The 351-nt window shown below is 68.7% G+C and carries 1 protein-coding gene; it reads right to left on the bottom strand.

Translation table 11 applies throughout. The features are described from left to right. Positions 1-351: acyltransferase domain-containing protein (locus RM812_RS42820; RefSeq protein WP_311586536.1), on the bottom strand; the 351-nt coding region annotated here is incomplete at both ends.

Here is a 351-nt window from a genome sequence, read left to right as displayed (position 1 = left end):
GACCCCCCTCACCACGGCGCAGCGAACCCACCGCACACACCTGCCGGCCCACGGACTCCGCCGTCTCCTGCACCGCACCCGTCAGCACCGGATGCGCGCCGGCCTCCACGAACACCTCGAAACCATCCCCGAGCAGACGCTCCACCGTCTCCTGGAACCGCACCGGCCGACGCAGATTCCGCAGCCAGTACCCCGCATCCAGACCCGCCGTATCCACGACGCCGGCTTCCACCGTCGAGTAGAACGGAATCTCACCCGTGCGGGGACGGATACCGGCCAGGACCTCCTCCAGCTCACCACCCAACGCCTCCACATGCACCGAGTGCGAGGCATAGTCCACCGGCAGACGAC

The sequence above is a fragment of the Streptomyces lancefieldiae genome (assembly GCF_031845825.1).
In the GTDB taxonomy this organism is placed as follows: Bacteria; Actinomycetota; Actinomycetes; order Streptomycetales; family Streptomycetaceae; genus Streptomyces; species Streptomyces lancefieldiae.
This window is presented reverse-complemented; position numbering and strand designations above follow the sequence as displayed.